Consider the following 18518-nt stretch of genomic DNA (forward strand, 5'->3'; position numbering starts at 1 on the left):
GCTCTGTGGGCCCGGTTCGGCTCGCCTCACGTCTGGAGCGGGAACTTCCCGGACAGCGTTCACCCCGTACTCTCTCGCAACCCGGAGGTACTCGCCGGTTGGAGATCGGTGATGTCCTGACCGCACTGCATACACACTCCGCGGTAAATAGGCGGCTCCGGGTTGGCGTGGAAAGGGGCAGTGAATGACCGTCCTTCCACAGGGCATCCCGGTGTGCGGCAGGTCGCGGTCATGGTGACCGGCGTCGCGTCATCCATACGTTGCTCAGTCCTCTCCCATGATCATCCAGTTCACCAGGGTTTTCGTCGAGTTGGTGCGGTGGAGCCAGATCGTCAGCCCGCTCGAGGAGACGCCAGTGACACCAACTCCCTGGACCTCCTTGCCGGGAACCGACGTGACCGGAGTGACGAAGGCGCGATGGTGGGTGCCCTTGATGTGGCCGCCGGTGAGTGTGACCGATGTGGGCTTGTTGGGAATGGGCGTGATCGTGGTGGTGCCGAGCGAGATGTTGTCGGCCTTCAGGACGCCGGCCGCGCGGATCGTGGGCGCAGCCACCGTCGCTGTCTTCTCGGTGAGGGAAACGCGCGCGCCGTCGGACCGGGCTTGGAGATGCGCGGAGTCCTTGCTGAGGAAGAGACGCCCACCAACAGGATTGCCGCCCTTGGTAGTGACGCGTTCGGCGGTGAAGAAGTCGTTGCCGAAGAACGTGCGCCACCGGTAACGGCCATCGTCATCCGGGTCGGTGAAGGCACCGGAGTTGAGGCCGATATTGGCGTCAGAATCGCGGCCACTGACGTTGATGAACGCGCGGTTCGTTCCGTCGACAGAGGACCAATAGATGAACGGATAGGTGTCGTTAGGCTCCATTCCGATGCTGGAGCCGTTGGTGCCGATCGCCCGCAGACTGGAGGAGTTGAGGACGATACGGGGCCCGGTGGCGGCTGTCTGAATCGTGGCGCCCGTGATGGTCTTGCCGTTGATCGCGTCGGCGTCGAGCTTCTCGGCAGTGATCGCACCCGCCGCAAGGTCGCTGGAGACAGCGCGGCGGGCTGTGGCCTGTGTCGCTTCTGAAGCTGTGCTCGGTGTTCCGGAGGTGTTCACGGCGACCAGCCGTACCCACACCGGCCCATAGTGGTTGACCGCGACCGTCACCGATGCCCCCGAGGCCGCCTCGATCGTTGTCGTTGGCCACCGCGGATCCGGCTGCGCGTTCTCCGACGCCAGTACGTGCACCTGCACCCGCGACAGGTCCATCGGCGCCGGCTCGCCGTCGGCGAAACTGCCGTTCCAGGTGATGTGCAGAGCGCCCAAAACCGGCTCGACCTCGGGCTTCGAGGGGGTGGGAGGCCGCGGGCCATTGACTGCGGTGACGCCGCTAGTGCCATCGGGCTGTTGGCCGATGATCGTGCGCAGGGAGCCGTTTTCGTCGTACACGTCGACGGAGCCGTTCTCGAGGCTGGCGTTCGCCAGCTTCGGAGCCCGGATCGCTGTGCGCAGCAGCTTCTCCAGGCGGGCGAGACGCGTACCTATATCGGTGGGCAAGACAGGGTTCCTTAAGGGTGGTTCAGGCGGCGGTGGCGTACTGGTGGGCGCCGGACGGTTCGAGTTGGAGGGTGGCGGTCTCACCGGCGTCGGTGTCGGGGCGAATGGTGTAGCCGGTGATGCGGCACCAGCCGGACCAGTTCGCCCACTGGTCGCGGACGGCGACCTGGACGTCGTCGCCGATCTGCCACGACCCGATCGGCGCCGCGGGATGGTCGCGGACGGTGATCTCCTCGACGTGGACGAGGTTCTGCCTCCACGCCCGCTCGGCACGCGCCCGATGGGCCAGGACGTCGCGGCCGCGCACGTCGGGCAGTTCGAGGACGTGCTCCAAGCGCAGCCGCTTGTTGCGTACGGCATCGATGGCGCGCTGCTGGGCGCGGCCTTCACCTGCTCCGGTGGCGATGACGACCTGCGCGTACTCGTCGGCGCTGTAGGTGACGGGCGTGGAGCCGATGATGTTGGTGTCCGATGTGAAAGCGATGTCCGTACGGCGTGCCCCCAGCCGCGGGTAGCCGATCCGGATGCGGCGGACGGGACGCTTGTCGGCGTTCCACCAGGTGGTGCACGTGTAGTCGGGGGAGTCCGGGGCCTTCACCAGATCATCGAAGAGATCGCCGAGTACCGGCGACTCCCACCAGTGCGAATGCCACGGTTCCGCAGGAGTGCCCACGGTCGCCTTGGAGTTGGTGCCGTCCACGGTGATGCCCAGGCTGCCATCCGGCACTGACTGCGCGTACGTCACGATGTCGCGCATCACCCGGCACGGGTCCGTGTTCACGTAAGGGCCGCGGCCACCGAGCTCACCATCCAGGTCGTGCCGGAACTGCAGGTACGAAGACCAGCCCGCGGCCTCGATCCTCATGGTGTTGCCCTCGGGCTCGGCCTGCCAGACGATGCCGCCCCACCGCAGCAGCCCGTCCCGCTCCACGTACAGCAAGGTGTTGCCCGGGTCGGTGAGCTCGGGATGCGACCATGCCAGCCGAGGCGTCAGCGAGCCCCGCAGTTCCCCGGGCCCGTTCAGCTCCGGCCCGAACTCCACCCCCTTCAAAGGGAGATCGTGGGACAGCCACTGCCCGGTCAGGGCGTGCTGGGTCAGGTACCGGTAGGCCACGTGTCACACCGGGCCTTCGGTGAACTCAACGTCGGCGACGATCGACGTACCGCCGTCGACGCTCAGATCGCCCTTCCAGTCCTCCGCCATCTTCGCCTGCATGTACAGCACCTGTGTGGTGCCCCGGTATGAGGGACGCAGCGTCATCGTGTCCGCGACCACGGCTGTGGAGCGGCGCACCACCTTGCCCTGGTTGTCGTCGACGACAGTGTCTTGGCCGTGAAGGTTACCGAACACCAACTGCAGCCTGCCGTACAGGGAGTCGTAGTCCATGCGCAGACCGGCCAGGGTGATCGTGATGATCAGCTTCGTTGCCCATTCCGGCACCGGGATGTGCCAGCGCGCATCGGGCGGCCAGTTGTGCCACTTGTTGTCGTCCCGCCACGCCTTGGTCAGCTTGGTCGGGTACGCCGTGTACAGAGTGCGCTCCCTGCGCGGGTTGGCCACCTTCCGCAAGTCACGGATCATCCCGGCGGTGACCGTCCCGGTGTTCGCCGGCAGGTCGACTCGGGCGAGCGCCACCCCTGTCAGGTCCTTCGGCGCGGCGCTGGCCGTCGAGGACACATTGGGAATGACGTCGAAGAAGTTGATCGCATCCTTCGCAGGGTCCAGGCCGCCCTCGAACTCCGGGTCCTGCACCCGCAACACGATCAGGTCCGAGCGCGGGGTGGCTCCGGTCGGCGCGATATCCACGGTGGCGGTACCGATGTTGTACGCCGTGTACGAGCCCTGCCACGCCGACGCTTTCCCGCGGATCACAGCGGACCCGTCCCCGATCTGAACGCCACCACCGGGTACCGGCAGCGGCGTCACCTTCAGATCCGTGCCCTCGGTGACTCCTTCGGAGCCGCGGGACAAGTCCTTGATCATCTGTCGGAACGTTTGGGCGGAGTGGGTGGCGCCGTTCACGAGCAGCGGGGCCTGAGCAAGAGTCATCGGACGGTGGTCTCCTTCGGGGTCACGAGGGTCTTGAAGGCGTCGCGCCATGCCATGGTCAGGCGTGCGGACGCGGTCGGGTCGGAGGCGATCCAGCGGATCTCACTGCGCCCCGGGGGCAGCTTGAAGTCGCCCAGGGGTGAGGTCGTTGCCACGGTGCCGCCGCCTTGGCGGGTGATGGTGCGCTGACCGGGGCGGGTGTCGATCGTGACGTGCTCACCCGCGGGGACCGTGATGCCCAGCGCGATCTTTCGGCCGGTCTCCACATGGGTGATGACCGGATTCGTGCACGGCCCGTACACGGTGATGACCGGGTAGGCGTCGGTGTTGCCGCCGTTGAAGAGCCAGCCGGGCCGGTTCTGTCCAGACACGTCGCCGTCGCTCACCCGGATCGGTGCCTGCACAGGTGCGGTGAACCCGCCACCGGACAACCAGCCCAGCCGAAGTTGCACCGCCTGTTCGGTGTCCGCGTAGAAGCGCGTGTCCGGGGCGGTGAATTCGATGTCGAGCGGTACCCATCCGAACGCCGCTTCCTCCCAGGAGGCTTCGGCCTTGCGAAGGCGGCCGAACAGGACACGGACCGGGGCGCCAGGCCACTTGATGCGCAGCGGCATGACCGCCCCGCCCACCGTCCGCACCCGCGGATCGTCGGCAGCTTCCTCGATCTGTGCCACAATGCGGGCCGCCGCAGCCGGGTCACCGGGTGTCTTCACGCCGCAGTCGATGCGCAGCGTGCGGGCCTCGTACCAGTCCGGGCTCAGCCACGCGCCGTCCGCGTTGGGCTGCTCCACGATCTCGCCCCGCACCCCGGGGCGGGCCAGGCCCTCGATCCCGGCGATCGGAATGCTCGTGCCATGGCCGATGCGGATCCCGCTGAACTCCATCTGAAAGTCCTTGAGTTCATCGCTCACCGGAGAACACCTCCGCGACGGGCCCGGCGCATCTGGTACGAAACAGCGGAGGCAATGTCGTTCGCGGTCGCCCCGGCACGGGTGACGTGGATGGTCTGCTGTCCGATCGTCGGCGCCTGGTGCACCACCACAACCTGGGAACGCCCCTGCGCGGCGTCGACGAGCCGCCGCGGGGCGAGTCCATATCCGAACCGGTCCGCCGTCTCGGCCAGGACGCTTGTGGCCCGGCCGCGTTTCGACAGGGCGTGGGGGATGTAGGACTCGCCGCGTGTCTCGGCTTCCGCGAACTTGATCAGTCCGCGCGGCGAGGAGTAGACGCCCGGCTGCCACATACCGCCGTCCGCGTACGCCCGTCCGGCGTTCGCCTTCACGAGGTCGGCAAGGAACCGGTCGGCCTTGCCCGTTTTCTTTATCTGACTCTTTGACCGGTTGGCGATCTCGATGAGCCGGTCCTCTGCGAGACCGGTGGCGTCGGCGACGGCGTGGATGCCCTTGTTCTTCGCCAGCGCCCCGACCAGCTTCACGAGATCGGCGAGCTGATCACTGTCGAGCGTGTTCGCCGTCTTCTTTGCCGCCGAGTTGGCCTGCTGCGCCTTCTTCCGGTCCCGCACAGCTTGTGCCGCCAGGGCTTCGGCATTCTCGTCACCCTGCTCGGCCAGCCGACCAGCGAGTGCGCTGTAGCCGCGTGAGGCGAGCGTGGCCAGGTTGTTCTGGAACGCGCTGTTGTTCTTGACCGCGTTGTTCAGCTGTCCGGTGTAGTCGGTCAGCGTGGAGCGGGCGGTGCCGGCGAGCTTGGTCAGTTGGGCGGCCATGTCGCGCACGTACCGGTTGGAGCCGCGCGCCATCTTCCGGGTGAGCGAGACGCCGTCCTCGCCCATCTCCTCCAGTGCCTTGGCAACATCAGTGCCCGCCCGTCGTGCCACGGTCGCCAGGTCGTTGCGCCAGCCCTGGGCGGTGCGCACCGAGCGGCGCAGGTTCTTCTCGAACAACCCGAGGCTGAAGTACTCCTTGCCGCCCCTGCCCTTGCGCTGCGACTTGGAGATCACGTCGGAGATCGTGAACCCGGAGCCACCCAGTGGCTGGTACGACCAGTCCGAGAGTCCACCGGACGCGTACCACTCAACGTCGCCGCCGAAGCGCCGGACGACCTCCTCCACGATCGCTTTGCTGCGCGGGCGTTTACTCAGGGCCATCGGCACGTACGCCTCGCCGTGCGTCTCGGGTTCCGCCCACACCCGCATCGCACCGGCCGGGGCGATCTGCGCGACATGGTTCTCGCGGACACCGCCCTTCGCATAGAACTCGAGCACCGAGCCACGCGCCTGCGGGGCCTGGACCATGTCCGGAATGCCGTTGGCATCCCGGTCCCAGCTCGTGGCCCTGAGCGACACACCAATCCCGATGGTCCGGCCGGTGATCCCGTTGATCGCGCCCTGAATCCGGCTCGCGGCCGCCGTCGCCCCGCCCGTCGGCACAGTCACGGTGACGTTCTTACTGCCCGGCACCTCGGCGATCTTGAAGCCGAGGGCTTCGAGTTGCTGGCGGGCCTCGCCGGTCGGCGCGTTCACGGTGACCGTCTTGCCGCCCGGCACACCGGCGATCTTCTGCCTGACTTCCTCCAGGCTGTTGACCGTCGCCTGTGTCGAGGCGGTGACGTTGACGTGCTTGCCGCCCGGGGTCTGCGCGATCTTCGAGATCAGCGCGTCCAGGTCCGTGCGCGCCAGGTCGGTCGGGGCGGTGACCTCCACGCGCCGGTCCTTGAGATCCTTGATCTTGAAGCCGAGCTTCTCCAGATCCTCGCGGGCCTCGTTCGACAGGGTGGAGATGGTGACAGTCTTCTTCTCCGGCGTGGCCTTCAACGCCTGCTGTACAGCGATGAGTTCGGCCATCGACTCGTCCATGCCGGCGGTCTGCAGCAGGATGGACACCTGCTCCGGCACCAGTCCCGCGTTGTCCGCGAGCTTCGCCGCCTGCTCGGCGGACAGGCCGAAGCCCTGGGCGGTAGAGATCGCCGAATCCCGGGCGGTGGCCATCTGCTCCTGCGCGGCCTTCAGCGCCTCCGGGACCGTCTTCCCGTTGGCCTCCGCGTACTGGTAGGCGGCCAGCGATGCCTCGGCGGCGTTCGTGGACAGCCCCTGCAGCAGGTCATACAGCTTCTGGCCGTTGCGGGTCACGGTGGACAGCGAACCGTCCATGTTCAGAAGGGACTTGCCGTAGCCCTGGGCATTGTCGACGCCGCCCTTCAGAGCCTCGGAGGCATCGGACACGGACCGGTTCAGCCGGGCTTCGGCCGCCGACAGATTCACCGACCCGCCTGCCAGGATGTCCAACGCGTCGTGCAGGGCCCGGGCCCGGGAGTCGGCATCTGCTGTGGTGTCGGACAGGCGGCGCATCGCGTCGGAGAACTTCCCGAACGGGCCCACCGCATCCGCGGCCGACCGGCCCCCAGAACCGGTGGCATCGGCGAGGTCCCGGGCGTCCTTCACCGCCTGGGACATTTCCCCCTTGACGGATCCGAGTGCCTCAGCTGCCTTGTGCGCACGCTCGCCCACATCGGTGTACATGACGCCACCGCCACGCACCGGCTCCATGTTGATCGCAGCGACGTCCTCCATGCGCTTCTGGAGGGCCCCGAGCCCGTTGTCCTGGCTGAGATAGGCGTCCGTGAGGTCCTTGACCGACACCCCAGCCCTCGACATGACATCGACCAGGCGCTCCTTGCCGTCGAGGACCTTGGTGTCCATCAACGTCTGCGCAGCCGCTCTGCGCACACCGTCATCGACAGCACCGTTCGACTCGCGCAAAGCTTGGGTGAGGCTGCTGATCCTCGACCGATGCTCAGCCGCAGCCTGCGCGGCCTTCTGCTGATGGTCGGCGAGCATCGACAACCCGACACCAGCACCGGCGAGCACCACGCCCCACGGGCCGCCAAGCACGCCCATCAGCCCGCGGGCCGCACCACCGACTCCGGCACCGATCGCACGGGCCACTCCGCTGATCGGGCCGGAGGCGTTCCGGAACGCGGAGGCCATCTGTCCCACCACCGGGATCCGCGTCTCAACTACGGCAAGGGCTTGGCCGATGCGGCCGATGGACTGCCCCTGTGCCGCGGCGAGCTTTTCCTGCAGCCGCATCTGGTCACCGAGGGACCGGTACGCGCCGACGACCGGGCCGGACACCGTCTGTCCGAGGCGCGCCATCACCGGCGCGACGCGGCGGGCCAGCAGCATCGCGACAATCGCCGTCTGGACCGGGCCCGGCAAAGCCCCGAACCCACGCACCAGGCCGGCCACGACGTGCCCGACCGGTATGAGCACCGTCGACACCCCGCCCGCTGCGGAAGAGACCAGGTTGAGTGCGGTGACGACGATATCGAGGGCCGTTCCCCCAGCATCAGCCTCGTCCGCCACATCGGCGATGGCGTCCGCGACCGGGGACACGGCGGAGCCCACGTTGCGGAGGATGTCGATGAGGGCGCGGCCGCCGTTGACGAGCACGTTGATCGCCGCGGCGGCGGTGTCGAAGGCGATGTCCTTCACCGGACCGCCTAGCCCGCCTAGTGCATCACCCACCTCGTCCAGCCCGGCCGAGACGGCCTTCGACACCGACGGCTTGGCCAGGGTGTACAGGTCCTGGACGTAGCCCAAGGCCGCGGTCATGCCCGGCGTGGCGGCCGCCATCCCGGAGGTCAGCAGCCGCGTGATCTTCTCCAGCCCGGGCGCGGCCGCCGTGTACAGGGCCTGCCCGGTGTTGCTGGCCTGGGTCTTGAGCTGGGTGACCGCACCCGCCAGGCCCTTGGTCTGCGAGGCGGCGATCTCGCCTGCGGCGCCGGTGCGGGCGATCGCCGTATGCATCTGGTCGAACGCTTCGACACCCTGATGCGCCAGCGCCGAAGCACCCGCCAGGGCGGGCTTGCCGACCACGTTCGCGAGGGAGCCCAGGAAGTCCTTCTGGGACATGCGGTGCTGGGCCTTCTCGAAGCCCTCGATCACCGTGCGCAGGCCCTTGAAGTTGCCCTGCGTATCCCACGCTTCGACGCCGAGCTCCGCCAAGCCCCGCTTCATCCGCGCGGTCGGCCGGGCCAGGTTCGTCAGCATGCCGCGCAGGGACGTTCCTGCTTTGGAGCCGAGGATGCCGGAGCGGGCCAGCATCGCCACCGCCGCTGAGGTGTCCTCGATCGAGATGCCCAACTGGGCGGCGACGGGGCCGGTGTAGGACATCGCGTAGTAGATGTCCTGCAGGCCACCGGACGCGGCGTTCGCCGACGCGGCCAGCACGTCGGCAGCACGTCCGGCGTTGTTGGAGCTCAGCCCGAACTGGTCCATGACGTCGCCCAAGTAGCGGGCGGCATCTGCGGCGGACAGGTTGTCGGCCGCGGCCAGCTGCATGGCTGCGCGGGCGTTCGCGATCGACGAGGTGGAGGTCTGGCCTGCCTTCGCGAGTTCCAGCATCGCGTCCGCGGCCTTGGCCGCCGAGGTGCCGGGCAGCTTGAGGTCGGCGCCGAGCTCGCGGGCCTTCGCCGCGGCCTGCACCATCTCCTGCCCGTTGGCGTCGGTGACCGCGCCCCACTTGTTGATGGCGCGCTGGTACTCGTTGCCTTCCTTCGCGATCTCCGCGAGGCCGGCGACGATGCCGCCGCCGACCAAGAGATTGCGCAGGTGGTGCAGCTCCTGGCGCGAGGAGGCGATGCCGTGGCGGAGCTGCCGCATCGACGCGTGCCCGTCCGCGCCGACACGGCGCAGACCGGCACGCGCACGATCCGCGTCCCGGCCGATCCCACGCAGCCCCGCGGCGGAGCCGCGGGCACCGGAGCCGATCTGGTGGAGCTGCCGGTTGAGGGCGTCGGTGTCGCGGCCGAGCCTGCGCATCGCGCGGGAGGCCTGCCGGATCTCCGACAGGAGGTTCGCGAAGTCCGCCCGCGCCTGAACGCTGAGCGTGTAGGACGACACCTGCCGGTGCCCTTACTCCCCACGCCCCTTCGCTCAGCCCCTCCCTCGACCACCCGCCCCGGCTAGGTGCGCGGCACCAAGCCGATACGCACGCCGTACCCGTCCGGGCCGTCGGGGACCTGGTCCTGCTCGTGCCCGATCAGCTCACAGCCCGGACAGCGCACCGTGGTGGTGACGTACGCGAACCGGTCACCGCCGTGCTCCTCGTCCCACTCCGCGAGCCGGGTCCCGCAGTGGTCACACACCGTCCGCTGGTATGCCGCGAAGGCGAGCGCCTTCGCCCGGTCGGTCTCCGTCCAGCGCCCGTCACCCGCGCCGAGGAACTGAGAGTGCGGGATACCCCATCGGTCGCACAGCTCCAACTCGGAGCGGAGCTGCACGTCCGTGATCAGCCTTTTCCCAACTCCACCGTCGACGTGCGTACGATCTGCTGCGTCTGCCACGCCGCCGCGAACAGCGCGTTGGACTCACCGACCGCCCACGAGTCCAGTAGCTCCTGCGCGTCCTGCTCACTCATGCCCTCGACCGCGTTGCCCTGATCGTCACGTTCAATGTGCGCGGCCGCGATCAGCGCCGAAGGGAACGTCTCCGGATTCCACGTGTCGCCGTCCTCAGCCTGCGTCTCGGTCGGAGGGAACCGCTTGATCAGCCCATCGAGGATCGGCCGGGGCAGCGCCTTGAACGTCAGCTCCACCGCGACGGCATCGAAGTCGATCTGCGCATCTTCGACTTCCTCCTCGGCACGCTGAGTCTCATCGCTGTGCTCACAGCCGTTCTCCGCATCGACCATCCGGCAGCGCGCCAGCTCCAACCGGGCGGCGTCGAGGCGCTTCTTCGCGTCCTGGTCGTCGCAGATCACCAGCGTGTGCTCGGGAAGCTGGCGAGCCCGAAGCCGCGCCATCTTCCTGGCCCAATGCGCGTCACGAGCCACAGCCGCAGCAGGCGGAGCAAGGGACTCCTTGGTTTCGACGGACACCGGCATCACTTCTCCGGCTTCGGCGCCAGGGCCGTGGGAACAGCGGCGTCCTGCGTCGGCTTCTCCGTGATCGAGAAGTTCACCGTGAACTTCGCGGCCTCGTTGTCCGTCGAGTAGTTCGGACTACGTGAGCCGATCCGCACGGGGAACACGTCCATGCTGCGTGAGCCGGGCACATCGCCCTTGCGGAGGAAGACGACCCAGCCGGTGTCGTCCTTCTTCAGCAGTTGCTCGACCTCGTCGGACACCTTGTCCTCGTAGAAGCCGAGGGACGAGTCGTCGGCCTGATCACTGCCGGGGATCTTCGACTCGAACGTCGAGCCCAGATCAGGGGTTTCGATGGCCTGGTTCGACAGCGTCCAGCCGTCGATCGCGGCGATCGCATCGGTCAGGTCGGTGCCGGCATTCAACTCGGCACGAGTGGGAACATGGCCCGAGTCAGAAACGCTCTTGAGCCACAGGAGGCGGGTCACCCCGCGCCGGGAGAACTTCTTTACCTGCAAGGTCTGCTGTCCGATTCCGGGACGGCAGCCACACACCACGGGAGGCCCCGTCCCTCGACGAAGAGTCGGGGAACCGGCCCAAACCAGTGGCTGGTTGGGCGTCCGCGCGGGGCCTCCGCGGTGAGGATGCAGGCACACTCACAGGGAGGGCTGCTACATGGTGATCACGATACTGTCGCCTACGCGACATTCGTCCGGTGTGGCGTCGGCAGCCCCCTCTGCGATGCCGGAGCCAGCCAGCCTGAAGATCGGAGATCAGGCGAGCTGCCATCGCCCGAGCCGTGCACAAAGGAACCCCCGCCGGGCGAGAGATGGCTCACCGGACGGGTCTGGCTCCTGATGCTCCACCTCGTTGTGGTGAGGACCGTCAGCAAGGCGGTCAGGCCGAAGGAATTCCTACCTCGTGCCAGTGTGTCGCCCGAACGGTCCTATAGTCGTCGTCATGGCCCAGAAGGTAGTAACGACATACGTGGATGACTTGACCGGCGAGGAGTCGGACAAGATCTCCACACACAGCATTCTCGTCGACGGAGCTGGGGTGGAGATCGACCTCATGGACGAGAACTACGACAAGCTCCTTGAACTCCTCAACCCGTACCTTCAGGCGAAGGGGGCCCGTCGCATTCGTGGCGGAGGTAAGGGGAATTCCAAGGCCACCTCGGTCAGCAAGGACGAATCGTCGGCGATCCGAGCCTGGGCGAAGGAGAACGGTTACGAGATCAGCGGCCGTGGGCGTGTCCCGGCCTCGATCCGCGAAGCGTACGCGAAGGCCAAATAGGCAAGACCGCTGCTGCCCCCGCACCGCCAGGTGTGGGGGCATCGTGTTGCTCCGCTTTGGGGCGCAGCATGCATCTATTGGTGCAGGGGCGCTCAGCTATTTTGCTCCGACTTGGATCCGCGGGCGTCGAATCATCGGCCGCCGAGCACTGCGTCGATCGGGCAGACTGGCAAGGTGGGAATACTCGTTCAGCAGTTGGAGACAGCAGCGCACATCCTGGAGGAAACGGGCGCCCTCGTTCCGGTCGATGTCGCCTGTGCGCTCGACCAGCCGTCACACATCCGGTTTTCCACTCGCCACCAGCTGACATTGGCGGACCAGCGTTCCGCGGTCGACCGCATCGCTGCCGTCCTCGGCGAAGTGCCCGCAATCCAGCCGGTCTTCACAGGAAGGCATGGTGCATCGGTGCGAGGCGAACACGAGGGTATGGCGATCATCGCTGTGACGGATGCCGCAGTGCCGCACACCCCGTTGCCTGAACGCATTACGACGACCGCCGGCACCATCGCCGTGCTGCGCGCCATCATGCCCTGGGCAGACAGCGTCGAAGAACACCTGCAAGAGCTGGTCGTATGCGACGCCTCCACCCAGCACAGCGTCCACGCCACGGTCGACACCGAGAAGGGCGCGAAGACGGTCCAGTTTGGGCTCGTGCCCGAGTACAACTCCGGGCGCCGCAGGCAAGCCCTTCTGCCTACCGGACACCCACTCGGGATCAGCGTGATCCGCGCATGACGTACGGCACCGCCGCAGAGCATGGCCCGCGCCCCAGCTCGACACATGGACGTCACTGCGGAACGGAAACCAGCTCCGTCCCCGTAGGCGACGATCAGTAGGCCGAAGCAGAGAGCGCGTATCGCTGCACAGCCGTCACGATCCCAGAATCTCCGTCAGCAAGATCCACACCATCGTCGACCAACAGTTCCCGGGCCCACACATCCACGCCCGGGATCTGCACCGCGCTCTGCCACTCGCCCGTAGCTGTGCGGCCCAACAGCACCTGCCTAACCCGGTCCGCGAGCCACTCGGCTTGATCCGTGCGCGCAGCCACCACCGTAACCTGATACACAAGGCGCGCGTCCTCCGACCGGTCCGCAAACGGTGCTCCATCAACCGGACCGCCCTGCGGGTACAGCACCATGTACGGCACCGCCGCGGGCCTCCCGTCGACGAGCGGAAGTCGTCCTCGGCCGCACGGCTTCCCGGTCGCTGCTGCCAGCAACGCCTGTACGGCTGTCGTGACGCGGGCCCGGTCGATCACAGCTCACCCGCCCCGGCGAAATAGGCGGCCGCGGGCCCTTCGATGCTGAGCACTCCGTACCGGCACAGGCCAAGCGCGTCCCACTCCATCACCCCAGGCGTGGTGAGGATCGACAGACTCCGCTCACCCTCCTCATCGAAGACCTCGGCCACGACAACAGCACGTGCGAGGAAGCCCCGCTCGTGCTCGGCGAGCACGCCAGCCAGAGCGTCCTCGAGGGAGTTGTTCATGTCATTCACAGTGCCTCCGAGACCGCCCGGCCGAGTTCGCGCACCAGCAGCGGACCGAACGTGCCAACGGCCGGACCCAGGTGAGGGAATGGACGCTGGGCATAGTGACGACCCAAGGAATCAACGCCCACGAAGCCGAACTCCAACCGGCGGCCCTGCGGCGCATTCGTACCGACCTCGGCAACGATCACCGGTCCGGCCCGGTGCACGTCGGCCTGCCACGACGCCCGATAGCGGCCGGTGATCACGCGAGGTCCGGGACGCCCGGACGCATTGCGCTGCACCTGAAACACCAACGCCTTCGCGCTGCGCCTCATCGCCGTCTCGGCCGCGGCCACCGCCGCCTTCCCGCTCCGCTCCAGAGCTGCCGCCAGCTGGGACGGGTGCTGGAAGCTGCCGCCGCTCACCGCGTCACCGGCTTCCGGTTGTGCTCCTCCAGCCACACCGTGCGCAGCACCGGAAATGACGACACCTCACCCTGAGCCGTCACCCGATACGTACGGCCCACGGCCTGCTCATCACGAGCCTCCATGACCAGCACCGTGTCGTTCTCCCATACCTCCGGAGCATCCAGAGGCATCAGCAGCCGGTAGCCGGCACGCACCTCCGCGACCCACGCGCCGTCCTTCCCCGATCCTCTGCTCCGGATCCGCTCCTGATGCGCGTGCAAACCGCCCTTGTCCTCATACACGGTCAGCGGAGGCACCGGCACAAGGTCGCCGGTCTCCGGGTCCAGCATGTCCTCGCCGCTACCTCGGGTGATCTTCACCCTGTCCGGCATCAGATGGCGCTCGGCAAACCGGGCAATCGCCGACTGATCAAGCACTCGCAGCCCACTCCCGCAGCTGCGCAAGCAGCCCTCGGGTCAGCTCGCCAGGCTTGCCGTTAAGGTCGTCGCGGTCCAGCACTGCCTCGTCGAGCTGCCGCCAGTCGACAGCATCCAGGAAACCGATCACCACATGCCGAACGTCGGCAGGCTCCACCACGACTTCGGCCAGCCCATCGAACTCCATGCCACGCCACCCCTGCTGTACGTACAGCGTGACCTCAGGACCCTCGTCGACGGTCTGCGTGATCCGGTACGCCTCGACCGCCGAGGCGACAGCATGACCATCGATCTCGATGATCGCGGCCTCGTCAGGAGAGGACGCGATGCGGACACGGCGAACGTCAGGGGGCGTGGTACTCATGCCTTCGACCCTAGGTGCGCGAAGCGCACCCCAGCTGCGTCGAATGAGCTGTACAGGGGCTCGCCCACGGGTGTGAGCTGGCTGCCGTAGCGTGAGCGGTGTTCTATCCAATCCGAGCTGCTGGCTGCTTACTCGGACTGCTCAAAAGCCCGCCCCGGCCGCCACGCTGGCCCTGGGGCGGGCTCAAATCGCCAGTTACCCGCCCTCTCCCGGGGCACACGCCGATCACGTCCGGCTCAAGATCGGGAAGCCTGTCCTGCCGACGTCCCGTGAGAGCTTCAACGGGCCTCGCCAGTGATCACCTTCGACACCGCCAACTCCGCACCTCTACGCGCTGGTGCCGTGGCGTACATCGTCAGCGACCGCACCTCCGGCCGGGCTCTGCGGCAGACGCTGGCGACCGAGGACCTCGTCAACGACTTCAAAGTGTTCCTCGATGACCTGACCCCAGGCGACGACGCCGTTCAGTAAGCAGAAGGACAGGAGGAGGGCCCGCGAAGCCTGCAGGCGGAAGGTCAGCGTACGAGCTCGTGATTCCAGCTGCGCTCGTCGGGAAGGGCGCTGGCGTGCACGACGGTGGTGAGATCGCGAAGCCGTGCTACCCCGTTGCTCTTTGACAGCGGGTCGCGATGTTCGTGAATCACGTTGTTGGCGGTCCGCAGAGCCAGGTAGGAGCAGTGAGCCCAGGTGCTTACGGCGCCCTGATCGGCGTTCTCCAACCGTTCCAGGTCGGTGGCTCGAAGGGCCGAGACCTGCTGCGTGCCCACGATCACGGCGGGTCGAACGTTCACCAGCTGCGCATTGCTGTGCCAGGGAACCATCCCGTCGCCGATGCCGGGGAACGTCAGCTCCTCGACCGCAGCAGCGTTCTGGGTGAACCGAGGGTGCGTCTCGTAGATCCACAGGGCGAGGAGCACCGTGCTCATATGCGCGGCAATAGGGTCTCCTCCGGCCGCCGGATGCAGTCCCGACCAGAGTTCGCCGTTGTGCGGCAGGGCTACGGCCATGACCCGACGGGCATACTGGAACGCCCGCGTTACCACAGGCCAGCCCTGGTCGACAGCATCGGAGACCTGCCAGTCCAGACCGGATCGCTGCTTGTGCCACATCCTGGCCTTTACCGGGCGGGTAGCCAGCGTGCGGTCATTGTCCGGGTCCGGGACGGTCAGAACGCTGACAGGGCCGACGGGCAGATACGCCGCCTGCCCCAAGAAGGCAAGGTGCTGGGCCTGCCGCACCGTGTGTGGTTAGACCTGGGCGTGGTGGAAGCGGTGCTCGTTGGGGCACTCGATGGAGACGGTCGTGCGATCGAGATGGAAAATACTGTGACGGTCGGCGCCACAGGACGGACACAACAGCGAAGGCAACTCGTCAAGGTCTACGCCGACGGGTTCACCGAACAAGAGGCCACTGCCCGACGTGAAGGTGATGGTGTCCGTCTGCTGCACGCTCAATCTCCCCTTATTCGCGTCCAGTCACGTGTCGATCGCCCGGAATGGCGGACCGCTGTGGCGTCGCCATGCTGTCTTAGGGCGTGGCAACGGTCTGGGACTATTCGGCGTCGACGTCCGGCCCGGCAATGCCACGAAGAAACTCGTCGACTTCGTGGACCAGGTCCTCGATCGCCACGGTCTGCTCCACCAGCGTGGGCGGCACATGCTCGGCCTCCCACGCGGGCAGAGGTAGCACGGTGTCGGACCACAACCGGTCGAGCTCGCCCACGCTCGGGATGAGATCTTGACAAGCGAAGGCACAGCCGCTGAGCACCATGGCGAGCGGCCGGCCGCCCGGACGGTGCGGCAGCGTGGCCTTCACGGCGTTGAGGGTGTCGGCGAGCGCGGTGAGGCGGTAGGCGCGCTGCAGCCACGACGGGTGGTGTTCCTCACCTGGTTGCGGGCTGGAGGGATAGTCGCAGGTGGGCCGGATCAGGGTGACGGCTCGGGCTGCGCGCCGGTCCGCGTCGTCGACGATCCAGTCCCCAGAGGCCCGCATGGTGGTGGACTTGCTGATGTAGTTGCGGACGATCGACACCGAGTCCGCCCAACCTCCGTACTCGCGCCCGCGGAGCGAGAAGCTTTGAGGTTCGGCCCGCATCTCTCGGATCACATACCCGAGTCGGCGCTTGGCCCGCCCCTCGTCCGTCGCGAAGGCGTTCAGGATGTGTCCCACCGAGGCCAGGACATCCGGACGCCGACGGGCGTCAGGCAGGTTCACGTCCCGCAATACCTGGCGTGAGGCCTCCAGAGCGTCGTTCAACTCGCCCACGCTGATGCGAGCTTGCGTCTTGGCAGCATCGGAAAGCGTGATGTCGTCGACTGTGCTGTCCCCACGGCGGGCTGCGAGACAGAGCACGGCGGTCAGGATCCGCTTCTGCCACGCCCACTGCCGCTCGATACCTGGGCGCGTGTGGACATAGTTGTGGTGGTCCTCATGATCGATACCGAGATGCCGGGCCTGGTGCCAGGCGAACAGCATTGAGGCATGCTCCGCGGCGCGTCGCCACGCCGCGTACTCGACCGCGTCCTCACCTACGTCGACCATGACAGCACCATATCCATGGCACGCCGCACGAATGCATCGATTGAGCCCGAAGGCTGCGTACGACGTCTTGCCGCGCTCGAGGGCCTCTCGCGCGTCCCTCGGCTCAGTGGTTGTGGTGGTGCGACGCGGTGTGCTGGGTAGCGTTGGGTGGACACCGTGGCTACGACTTCCGCCAGTTGGTCGCGGCGGCTGGGGGTGTGCCGCGAAGAACACCCGCCACGACTTCGGCTGGGTGACGCCACGAGAGCAAAGAAGGACGGCGCCTGCTGGCCGCGTCCCGGAGAGCATCTCGCAGGCCGGAGTCGGACAACCATGCGCGAAGAGTGCGGGCCAAGGCTGGGCTGTCTCCCGGCGGGATGAGGAGGCCCGGGAGGTCCCCATTAGGTGCCTGTCCCAACGCTTCGGGTACTCCGCCGACCAGCGAGGCGACGACGGGCAGACCGCGCGCGAGGGCTTCGGATACAGCTATGCAGTAGGACTCGGAGGGAGAGGCGAGTACCTTCAGGTCGGCCTCCGCGTACGCGGTGTTGAGCGCGTCGCCGACCAGCGGGCCGTCGATAGTGATTCGGCCGTCGAGGCCGTACCTGGCGATCCGGTTGCGGATGCGGACAACATGGCCCGGATCCTGTGCGACGCCGCCGACGAAGCGGCATTTCCAGGGCATATCTGCGACGGCCGCGAGCGCGTCCACGAGGAGGAGGTGATCTTTGGTCTCGGTGAGCGATGCGACACATAGCAGTTGCGAGACGCCGTCGGTGCCGTGGGCCTTCGGAAACGGGTGGACCCCGGGCAAAGCGACGAACACCGCCTCGGGCGGCAGAGCGTGCTGGGACGCGACGCGGCGGGCCGTGTGTGCACTGGTGGTGATGACCGCGGAGGCGCAGTGGAGCACCCGGCGTTCGCTGGCGTCGAGTGCCGCTGCCACGTCCGCAGGCAGCCCTCCCTCGTCCGCGAGCGGCATGTGTACGAGGACGACGATGCGCAGCCGATTTCTCTCCGCCTCCAGGACGTCGGGAAGGTTGCAGGCAACGAGTCCGTCGAGCAGCACGACGGACTGGTCGGGCAGGTCGGCAAGCATGCGGGCCAGCGCACGCTGGTCGGCCTCATCGGGGCGTGGCCAAGTCCCCGCGGCAGGGAGCATGCGTACGTCCCAGCCCACGTCTGGGAGTTGCCGGGCAAGCTCAATGTCGAAAACGTTGCCGCCGCTGGGCTTGCGTGGATCACGCAAACCGTCCGGGACAACGAAGTACAGGTTCGATGATGTGGTCATACGGGAGTCCCCTCTGAGGCGGTGTTCCGGTCAGTGGCCGGTCGTGATGTCCTTCTGCTGCAGAGGGATCTCGGCGACGGTTTCCCAGGACATCTGCCAGGCGAGACGGCCGTCGGTGAGTTTGTTGCGGTGGTAGGCGACGTCGAGCACATGCACGCGCGAGATCGTCCACGAGGCGTGGCGAGGTGTGATCTTGCGCAGGGTGCTTTGGAGGGGGTCGCTGTCCGCCGCGTCGAATGACGGTAGCGTCGGATATTGGAACCTTCCGAATGCCTCCCCCGGGTTGGGGTGCTGAAGGTGAGTACAGCAAGCGGTGG

The 18518-nt window shown here is 67.3% G+C and carries 21 protein-coding genes; 3 read left to right on the top strand and 18 right to left on the bottom strand.

Features of this window, described 5'->3' with window-relative positions; translation table 11 throughout:
- Positions 1 to 264 precede the first annotated feature (264 nt).
- From ACWD10_RS04235 to ACWD10_RS04270, 8 genes are all read right to left on the bottom strand, one after another.
- Positions 265 to 1542 carry a hypothetical protein gene (locus ACWD10_RS04235; protein ID WP_451086800.1) on the bottom strand — a complete coding sequence of 426 codons (1278 nt, stop codon included), beginning with the start codon at positions 1540 to 1542 and terminating at the stop codon, positions 265 to 267.
- Between the two features lie 22 nt (positions 1543 to 1564).
- Entirely contained in the window at positions 1565 to 2656 is a 1092-nt protein-coding gene (locus ACWD10_RS04240) for a hypothetical protein (protein WP_451086801.1), read from the bottom strand.
- Positions 2657 to 2659: 3 nt separating this feature from the next.
- Positions 2660 to 3592, bottom strand: a complete 933-nt coding sequence (locus ACWD10_RS04245; protein ID WP_451086803.1) for a hypothetical protein — start codon at positions 3590 to 3592, stop codon at positions 2660 to 2662.
- Positions 3589 to 4503: a phage distal tail protein gene (locus tag ACWD10_RS04250; protein WP_451086805.1), complete on the bottom strand. Its 915-nt coding sequence runs from the start codon at positions 4501 to 4503 to the stop codon at positions 3589 to 3591. Before ACWD10_RS04250 ends, ACWD10_RS04245 begins: the two co-directional genes overlap by 4 nt.
- Complete coding sequence (locus ACWD10_RS04255; RefSeq protein ID WP_451086807.1) at positions 4500 to 9452, bottom strand: phage tail tape measure protein; 4953 nt, start codon at positions 9450 to 9452, stop codon at positions 4500 to 4502. Before ACWD10_RS04255 ends, ACWD10_RS04250 begins: the two co-directional genes overlap by 4 nt.
- A gap of 62 nt (positions 9453 to 9514) precedes the next feature.
- Positions 9515 to 9832 carry a hypothetical protein gene (locus ACWD10_RS04260; protein WP_451086809.1) on the bottom strand — a complete coding sequence of 106 codons (318 nt, stop codon included), beginning with the start codon at positions 9830 to 9832 and terminating at the stop codon, positions 9515 to 9517.
- 8 nt (positions 9833 to 9840) lie between these two features.
- Positions 9841 to 10428 carry a hypothetical protein gene (locus ACWD10_RS04265; RefSeq protein WP_451086811.1) on the bottom strand — a complete coding sequence of 196 codons (588 nt, stop codon included), beginning with the start codon at positions 10426 to 10428 and terminating at the stop codon, positions 9841 to 9843.
- A 5-nt stretch (positions 10429 to 10433) separates the two neighbouring features.
- Positions 10434 to 11069, bottom strand: coding sequence for a phage tail tube protein (locus ACWD10_RS04270; protein ID WP_451086812.1), 636 nt, complete (start codon positions 11067 to 11069; stop codon positions 10434 to 10436).
- A 304-nt stretch (positions 11070 to 11373) separates the two neighbouring features.
- Here ACWD10_RS04270 and ACWD10_RS04275 point away from each other — a divergent pair, with 304 nt between their 5' ends.
- The gene (locus tag ACWD10_RS04275; protein ID WP_451086814.1) at positions 11374 to 11709 is read left to right on the top strand and encodes a histone-like nucleoid-structuring protein Lsr2; all 336 of its coding nucleotides are present in this window, start codon (positions 11374 to 11376) and stop codon (positions 11707 to 11709) included.
- 174 nt (positions 11710 to 11883) lie between these two features.
- On the top strand, positions 11884 to 12444 hold the full coding sequence (locus ACWD10_RS04280) for a hypothetical protein (RefSeq protein ID WP_451086816.1): 561 nt from the start codon (positions 11884 to 11886) through the stop codon (positions 12442 to 12444).
- 94 nt (positions 12445 to 12538) lie between these two features.
- Here the strand turns inward: ACWD10_RS04280 and ACWD10_RS04285 are convergent, their stop codons facing one another.
- Genes ACWD10_RS04285 through ACWD10_RS04305 form a run of 5 tightly spaced genes read right to left on the bottom strand, consistent with a single transcriptional unit; the run spans position 12539 to position 14390 of the window.
- Positions 12539 to 12970, bottom strand: coding sequence for a hypothetical protein (locus ACWD10_RS04285; protein WP_451086818.1), 432 nt, complete (start codon positions 12968 to 12970; stop codon positions 12539 to 12541).
- The gene (locus ACWD10_RS04290; RefSeq protein WP_451086820.1) at positions 12967 to 13200 is read right to left on the bottom strand and encodes a hypothetical protein; all 234 of its coding nucleotides are present in this window, start codon (positions 13198 to 13200) and stop codon (positions 12967 to 12969) included. Before ACWD10_RS04290 ends, ACWD10_RS04285 begins: the two co-directional genes overlap by 4 nt.
- A gap of 5 nt (positions 13201 to 13205) precedes the next feature.
- A complete protein-coding gene (locus ACWD10_RS04295) occupies positions 13206 to 13607 on the bottom strand; it encodes an HK97 gp10 family phage protein (RefSeq protein WP_451086822.1) in 402 nt (133 codons plus the stop codon).
- Entirely contained in the window at positions 13604 to 14026 is a 423-nt protein-coding gene (locus ACWD10_RS04300; RefSeq protein ID WP_451086824.1) for a DUF6093 family protein, read from the bottom strand. The genes ACWD10_RS04295 and ACWD10_RS04300 overlap by 4 nt, the downstream gene beginning before the upstream one ends.
- Positions 14019 to 14390: a hypothetical protein gene (locus ACWD10_RS04305; RefSeq protein ID WP_451086826.1), complete on the bottom strand. Its 372-nt coding sequence runs from the start codon at positions 14388 to 14390 to the stop codon at positions 14019 to 14021. Before ACWD10_RS04305 ends, ACWD10_RS04300 begins: the two co-directional genes overlap by 8 nt.
- Before the next feature lie 294 nt (positions 14391 to 14684).
- On the opposite strand from ACWD10_RS04305, the gene ACWD10_RS04310 reads away from it, so the two are divergent.
- A complete protein-coding gene (locus tag ACWD10_RS04310; RefSeq protein WP_451086828.1) occupies positions 14685 to 14861 on the top strand; it encodes a hypothetical protein in 177 nt (58 codons plus the stop codon).
- Positions 14862 to 14905: 44 nt separating this feature from the next.
- Here the strand turns inward: ACWD10_RS04310 and ACWD10_RS04315 are convergent, their stop codons facing one another.
- The 5 genes from ACWD10_RS04315 to ACWD10_RS04335 form a co-directional block, all read right to left on the bottom strand.
- Positions 14906 to 15628, bottom strand: a complete 723-nt coding sequence (locus tag ACWD10_RS04315; protein WP_451086830.1) for a hypothetical protein — start codon at positions 15626 to 15628, stop codon at positions 14906 to 14908.
- 9 nt (positions 15629 to 15637) lie between these two features.
- Positions 15638 to 15838 carry a hypothetical protein gene (locus tag ACWD10_RS04320; protein ID WP_451086832.1) on the bottom strand — a complete coding sequence of 67 codons (201 nt, stop codon included), beginning with the start codon at positions 15836 to 15838 and terminating at the stop codon, positions 15638 to 15640.
- Between the two features lie 103 nt (positions 15839 to 15941).
- Positions 15942 to 16931, bottom strand: a complete 990-nt coding sequence (locus ACWD10_RS04325) for a hypothetical protein (protein ID WP_451086834.1) — start codon at positions 16929 to 16931, stop codon at positions 15942 to 15944.
- Positions 16932 to 17091: 160 nt separating this feature from the next.
- Positions 17092 to 18201 (bottom strand): glycosyltransferase family 4 protein, encoded by a 1110-nt coding sequence (locus ACWD10_RS04330; RefSeq protein ID WP_451086836.1) that lies wholly within the window; start codon positions 18199 to 18201, stop codon positions 17092 to 17094.
- A 30-nt stretch (positions 18202 to 18231) separates the two neighbouring features.
- Positions 18232 to 18357: a hypothetical protein gene (locus ACWD10_RS04335; RefSeq protein ID WP_451086838.1), complete on the bottom strand. Its 126-nt coding sequence runs from the start codon at positions 18355 to 18357 to the stop codon at positions 18232 to 18234.
- Positions 18358 to 18518 lie beyond the last annotated feature (161 nt).

This window comes from Streptomyces sp. NPDC002851 (assembly GCF_053591935.1).

Bases quoted from the DNA above. Each gene is read 5' to 3' on its own strand.
- ACWD10_RS04245 (WP_451086803.1), bottom strand. From the start codon at position 3,592: ATGACTCTTGCTCAGGCCCCGCTGCTCGTGAACGGCGCCACCCACTCC.
- ACWD10_RS04275 (WP_451086814.1), top strand. From the start codon at position 11,374: ATGGCCCAGAAGGTAGTAACGACATACGTGGATGACTTGACCGGCGAG.
- ACWD10_RS04290 (WP_451086820.1), bottom strand. From the start codon at position 13,200: ATGAACAACTCCCTCGAGGACGCTCTGGCTGGCGTGCTCGCCGAGCAC.
- ACWD10_RS04305 (WP_451086826.1), bottom strand. From the start codon at position 14,390: ATGAGTACCACGCCCCCTGACGTTCGCCGTGTCCGCATCGCGTCCTCT.
- ACWD10_RS04325 (WP_451086834.1), bottom strand. From the start codon at position 16,931: ATGGTCGACGTAGGTGAGGACGCGGTCGAGTACGCGGCGTGGCGACGC.
- ACWD10_RS04330 (WP_451086836.1), bottom strand. From the start codon at position 18,201: ATGACCACATCATCGAACCTGTACTTCGTTGTCCCGGACGGTTTGCGT.